General features: G+C 47.5%; 4 protein-coding genes and 3 tRNA genes. 2 read left to right on the plus strand and 5 right to left on the minus strand.

Annotation, left to right across the window (positions count from 1 at the left end; translation table 11 throughout):
- Positions 1-29 precede the first annotated feature (29 nt).
- A complete protein-coding gene (locus tag H4O21_RS01950; protein ID WP_182807166.1) occupies positions 30-479 on the minus strand; it encodes a YaiI/YqxD family protein in 450 nt (149 codons plus the stop codon).
- A gap of 271 nt (positions 480-750) precedes the next feature.
- On the opposite strand from H4O21_RS01950, the gene H4O21_RS01955 reads away from it, so the two are divergent.
- Complete coding sequence (locus tag H4O21_RS01955) at positions 751-2,424, plus strand: Lcl C-terminal domain-containing protein (protein ID WP_182807167.1); 1,674 nt, start codon at positions 751-753, stop codon at positions 2,422-2,424.
- A gap of 85 nt (positions 2,425-2,509) precedes the next feature.
- Here H4O21_RS01955 and H4O21_RS01960 read toward each other — a convergent pair whose 3' ends face one another.
- A complete protein-coding gene (locus tag H4O21_RS01960; RefSeq protein ID WP_368737508.1) occupies positions 2,510-4,558 on the minus strand; it encodes an oxidoreductase in 2,049 nt (682 codons plus the stop codon).
- 183 nt (positions 4,559-4,741) lie between these two features.
- Between H4O21_RS01960 and H4O21_RS01965 the strand changes: the two genes are divergently transcribed.
- Positions 4,742-5,761, plus strand: coding sequence for an AraC family transcriptional regulator (locus tag H4O21_RS01965; protein ID WP_182807168.1), 1,020 nt, complete (start codon positions 4,742-4,744; stop codon positions 5,759-5,761).
- 75 nt (positions 5,762-5,836) lie between these two features.
- Here H4O21_RS01965 and H4O21_RS01970 read toward each other — a convergent pair.
- The 3 genes from H4O21_RS01970 to H4O21_RS01980 all read right to left on the minus strand — a co-directional run bounded on the left by H4O21_RS01970 (position 5,837) and on the right by H4O21_RS01980 (position 6,137).
- Positions 5,837-5,913: transfer RNA gene (locus tag H4O21_RS01970), tRNA-Asp, on the minus strand.
- Between the two features lie 21 nt (positions 5,914-5,934).
- Positions 5,935-6,010, minus strand: a tRNA-Val gene (locus tag H4O21_RS01975).
- Positions 6,011-6,060: 50 nt separating this feature from the next.
- Positions 6,061-6,137, minus strand: a tRNA-Asp gene (locus H4O21_RS01980).
- Positions 6,138-6,151: the final 14 nt, after the last annotated feature.

A 6,151-nucleotide genomic window follows, 5' to 3' on the forward strand; every position in this document is an offset into this window, starting at 1 on the left:
AAGTAAAACCTGCTACAGGGACCTATAGTTTATTTCAGATGCCGGGCCAGAAAACGATCCAGAGCATTACCAAATGCCTGCCGGTCTTTCTGATTGAGCGCTGCCGGGCCGCCAGTCTGAACACCACTGCTTCTCAGATCAGACATAAAGTCCCTCATCATCAGGCGCTCTTTAATATTATTTTCCGTGTATAACTCTCCTCTGGGGTTCAATGCATGTGCTTTCTTTTCCAGCACTTCAGCCGCGAGAGGAATATCAGCAGTAATGACCAGATCTCCGGCTTTAAGCTGCTGAACAATATAGTTGTCTGCTACGTCATATCCCGCCGGTACCTGAATAGCACGTATCAGAGAAGATGCAGGTACACTGATCCCCTGATTAGCCACCAGAGTTACAGAAATGGATAATCGCTGAGAAGCCCGGAACAGAATTTCTTTAATCACTTTAGGGCAAGCATCGGCATCTACCCAGATATGCATAACAATTCTCCTGACAGTATGAGGCAATGACTCTGATAGCCTTGTCATACAGATTATTCAAAAAGCTATTATCAACGGCTCAGGTAAAAAAGTCGAAGGAGTATATCTATGCCTTTATTCAGACAAACAGAAGCAACATCAGATCAAGGTAAATATTAAGTAAAGCAGCTTGCAGAGATTCATCCCTTTATCACAGTGTCGCTCTTATATTACCCTCTTTAAAATAATAACAGAGCCTGGACTCACCCAATCTGAATTAAAGGAAAGAATTATGGCCAGAGATAAGCTGAAAAAACTGGTACTGTCTTCATTAGCCGTGCTGACCACCATCCCGGCCCAGCAGAGTTTTGCATCAGATGACACCTTTATTGTGCAAAGAGGAGTGATAGGCAGAGGAGAAGGAAATGACACCTATATCCTTTCCGCATTTCAGATCGATAGTAATGCGGCGATTCAGATTATAGACAGCCAGGGCAACAATGAAATTCAGTTGATTGGTGGATTAAGTATCACCAGCTCTCAGGTTGCACCTGATGCCATCCTGCTGAATCTGAGCAATGGTGCTACAGTTACGATTCTTGGTGCTGGCAATTATTCTTATATATCCGGAGGCGACCCGTTAACAGGTATCACTGGCCAGCCCCGAAGCCACTCTGATTTTGTCTCATCAATCCTCGGAACCAGCATACCTTCATCCGGTATCAATAACGGTGGCACTTCAACGATAAATAGTGATGGCAGCGCAGATGTAACCCCGGCAGATGATCCAACAGACACGCCTTCAACCAGCCAGACATATAAGATTGTCGATACTAACCAGAGCCAGTGTTACAACTCTTCAACCGGAAACAGCACCTCTTGCACCGGTAGCGGTATGGACGCAGATTACTCTGGCAATCAGCCTGATTATACTGTGAGCTCAGGCGGAGATACGGTTACCGATAATGTGACCGGTATTACCTGGACCCGCAGTGCCGATACGAACAATGACGGTGAACTGGATACCACTGATAAAATGTCTCCAACAGAAGCCGTCAACTACTGCCAGAATCTGACCCTGAACGGAGAAAGCAACTGGCGCCTGCCCGATATCAAAACAGCTTATTCTCTGATCGACTTCAGCGGCCTGGACCCTAGCGGCTATAACGGAACAGACACCTCTCAGCTCACACCTTTTCTCAATAGTGCTTTTATCGCTGCATTTGGTGACACAGCAGCTGGCGAACGTATTATTGATGCTCAGTACGCCACAACAACACTCTATGTATCCACCACCATGAATGGTGATGAAACCATGTTCGGGGTTAATCTGGTTGATGGCCGAATTAAAGGCTATCCAACCAGTAGTAAATTCTATGTTCTCTGCGCGACAGGCAATGAAGACTATGGAGTAAACAGCTTTACGGATAATAATGATGGGACCATCAGTGACTCCGCAACCGGTCTGATGTGGCATAAAAACGATACCACCTCCCTGGGCTGGGAAGATGCCATTAATACCTGTGAAGCCTCATCGACAGCCGGACATTCTGACTGGCGTTTACCCAACATAAAAGAGCTACAGAGTATTCTGGATTACACCCGCTCGCCTGACACCACCTCCAGCGCAGCAATAGATCCGGTATTCAGCACTACCTCATTCATCAATGAAGAAGGCGAAACTGACTGGCAGAGCTACTGGAGCTCAACCACTCACGCTAATTACAATCTTAATGGTAGTAGTGCAGCCTACATGTCATTTGGACGCGCTCTGGGATACATCAATAATACATTTATGGATGTACATGGTGCAGGGGCTCAGCGTAGCGACAATAAAGTCAGCCCGACCAGTGTTGGTGGAGCAACGTCAGGCACAGACTCAAACGGAGAAACTTTCTATTCTCATGGTCCCCAGGGAGATATTCTGCGTAATGACCATATGGTGCGTTGCGTCAGAGATATCTGATAAGTGATACCTGACCCGGTTATAAAAAAGCCTGTTATCTAAATGGATAACAGGCTTTTTTCTTACTCAGCAGCGGTACTTCAGACTACAACTGCGCAGCCAGACGTAAACCCTGATCAATCGCACGCTTGGCATCAAGCTCAGCCGCAACATCGGCCCCGCCAATTAAGTGCACTGTTTTGCCTGCCTGCTTCAGCCCATCTTCCAGATCACGACATGGCGTCTGACCGGCACAGATAATCACTGTATCCACCGGTAACAACTGAGCCTCACCATTAACAGTAAGGTGCAGCCCATGATCATCAACTTTCTGATACTCACAACCTGATAGCATTTTCACATTACGTTTTTGCAGTGAAGCTCTGTGAATCCAGCCTGTTGTCTTACCCAGGCCAGCCCCTGGCTTACTGGTCTTCCGTTGTAGCAGCCAGACTTCACGGGCAGCTTCCGGGTTATGCGCCTCAACACCTTCCACCCCGCCACGGTTCTGAACCGTCAGATCAACGCCCCACTCATGCATAAACTCATCAATGTCCAGGCTGGCAGAAGGTCCTTTCTGAGTGACCAGCTCTGACACATCAAAACCAATGCCGCCTGCGCCAATGACAGCGACTTTATCACCGATGGGTTTAGCTGCTGTAATCGCTTCGATATAACTCACAACTTTGCTGTGATCAATGCCTTCTATATCAGGTGTTCTGGGCACAATACCTGTTGCCAGAATAACTTCATCAAATTCAGTCAGATCAGCGGCTTCAACCCTGGTATTTAACTTCAGGTCCACCCCAGTTACATCAATACGGCGGCGGAAATAACGCAATGTCTCATAGAATTCCTCTTTACCAGGTATGCGCTTAGCATAATTAAACTGCCCGCCTACCTCTGCAGCACTGTCAAACAGAGTAACCTCATGCCCTCTTTCTGCCGCTGTCGTTGCTGCAGACAACCCTGCCGGGCCAGCACCAACAACAGCGACCTTTTTAACCTGCTCTGCTGGCTTTATCTCAACCTCTGTTTCATGGCAGGCTCTTGGGTTAACCAGGCAAGACGTCAGCTTCATCTGAAAAGTATGATCCAGACATGCCTGGTTACAGCCGATACAGGTATTGATTTCATCCGCCCGATCTTCAGCCGCTTTACTGACAAAAGCCGGATCAGCCAGGAAAGGACGAGCCATTGAAACCATATCGGCATGCCCATCAGACAAGACCTGTTCGGCAACTTCCGGAGTATTAATACGGTTTGTAGTGATCAGAGGAACACTCAGCACCTGTTTCATCTGCTGAGTCACCCGGGTAAAGGCCGCCCTTGGTACACTGGTCGCAATAGTCGGGACCCGCGCCTCATGCCAGCCAATACCGGTATTAATCAGGCTGGCACCGGCACTTTCAATCCGTTTACCCAGCTCAACCACTTCTTCCCAGTCACTGCCACCCTCGACCAGATCCAGCATTGATAAACGGAAAATAATGATAAACTCAGACCCGGTTTTCTCTCTTACCTGGCGCACAATTTCAGTGGCAAAGCGAATCCGGTTTTCAAAACTGCCACCCCATTCATCCGTGCGTCGATTGGTACGAGCAGCAATGAACTGATTGATCAGATAACCTTCAGAGCCCATGATTTCAACGCCATCATAGCCAGCCTGTTGAGCCAGGGCTGCACACTGAACATAATCAGCAATCTGTTTTTCCACTTCTTCAGCGGTTAACTCATGAGGTGGGAAAGGATTAATAGGTGCCTGAATTGCAGACGGTGCAACCGATCTTTGTGAATAGGCATAACGTCCGGAATGCAGAATCTGCATACAGATACGCCCACCTTCATTATGTACCGCTTCAGTGATCACTTTATGATGGGCCACTTCTTTTTCATTGGTCAGCTTAGCTGAGCCTTCAAATACAGCACCCTCCTTATTAGGGGCAATACCACCAGTAACAATCAGCGCAACACCATTTCTGGCTCTTTCTGCATAAAAGACTGCCAAACGCTCAAACCCTCCTGGGGTTTCTTCCAGATTGGTATGCATTGACCCCATAAGCACCCGGTTTGGCAGAACCACATGCCCAAGATCCAGAGGCTTTAGCAAGTTAGGGTAGACAGATGCGCCAGTGTTACTGATAGCTGTATTCACGGTGATATCCTCATCAATCGGATTCAAACGATTGTTTGTTATTTTTATCCAAGCTTAGCGGGATATGGCAGATAAACAATATCCACAGAATACAAATTGATATCTTTAAATAACAACACACCTTCTCATTTCAATAGAACCAGAGCATACTGTCAGCCCTATATCTAAAAGAAACAGAACACCATGCAACTTGGAAATGTTCAGGTTAATTTTCTTCAAGCGATGCGTTCTGCGATCCGGTTATGCCAGCAGGACGCAGACACTCTGTTCGGTCAGTTTGGTCTTGCTGATCTGGAACAGAGCCACCCTGACCGTCGCATCAGTATTCCGCACTACATGCGCCTTGGGCATGCTGCTATTGAGCTGACCGGACATAAAGAACTTGGCCTTATTATGGGACAACAGACTCAGCTACATCATTTTGGCAGTCTCGGGTTCTGTGCCCAGAGCAGTGCAACCCTCAAAGACGTACTGTCAGTACTGATTTGCTATGAACGCCTCTTTAGTGAAAACAGCCGGGGCCATAGCCGTATTATCAGAGCCGATAATAAGACCGGTTTTCAGTTTTACTCCATTTCGCCTTATAACGATTACAACCGCTTTGTTGTCGATGCGGTTATCGGAGGCTGGTTAAGCTTTCTGCAAGACTGTAATGGCGAGTCAATAAAAAACTGGAATGGAGCCAGTATCGAAATTGAATTTGCCCAACCAGACTATGTTTCCAGCTATGCCTTATGGCCAGTTCCCGTACACTTCGGCATGAAACAGAATATCCTCTGGCTACCAGATCACATCGGAGACAAGGTCAATCAGTTTGCCAATCCAGTCAGTCATCAGCAAATGAAACAGATTTGCCTGAAGCAACTGGAACAAATAACAAAAGGACGCAATATTCAGCAGCAGGTCTCTGAACTGATTGCTATGCATCTGACTGGCCAGACACCAACACTGGAGTTTATTTCTGCAGAAATGCAGCTGGAGCCCTGGACATTACGTCGTAAGCTGCACAAGGAAAACAGTAGTTTTAAAGCTTTACTTGATGACACCCGTAAAGCACTTGCCACCCGATATATAAGGGACACACACCTGAGCAATGGAGAAATAAGTTATTTGATGGGATTTTCAACGCCCGCAGCTTTTCAGAAAGCTTTTAAGCGCTGGCATAATCTGTCTCCGGGACAGTTCAGAAATCAGCACAGGTAACCCAGAAGAGTTGGATGAAACAGAAAACAAGTCTGATTTTATTAAGGAAGGGAAAACGGAATACTTAATGATAAATGGCGGACCGGACGGGACTCGAACCCGCGACCCCCGGCGTGACAGGCCGGTATTCTAACCAACTGAACTACCGGTCCGCATTTCTCATCACAATGAGATGGTGGGTGGTACAGGGATCGAACCTGTGACCCCCAGCTTGTAAGGCTGGTGCTCTCCCAGCTGAGCTAACCACCCACTGGTTTGCAGATATACTGCAGGGAGAACTACTTGTTTCGTAAGCTGTATGGCGGACCGGACGGGACTCGAACCCGCGACCCCCGGCGTGACAGGCCGGTATTCTAACCAACTGAACTACCGGTCCGCATTTCTCATCAC

This window comes from Oceanospirillum sediminis, assembly GCF_014164585.1.
GTDB lineage: Bacteria > Pseudomonadota > Gammaproteobacteria > Pseudomonadales > Halomonadaceae > Oceanospirillum > Oceanospirillum sediminis.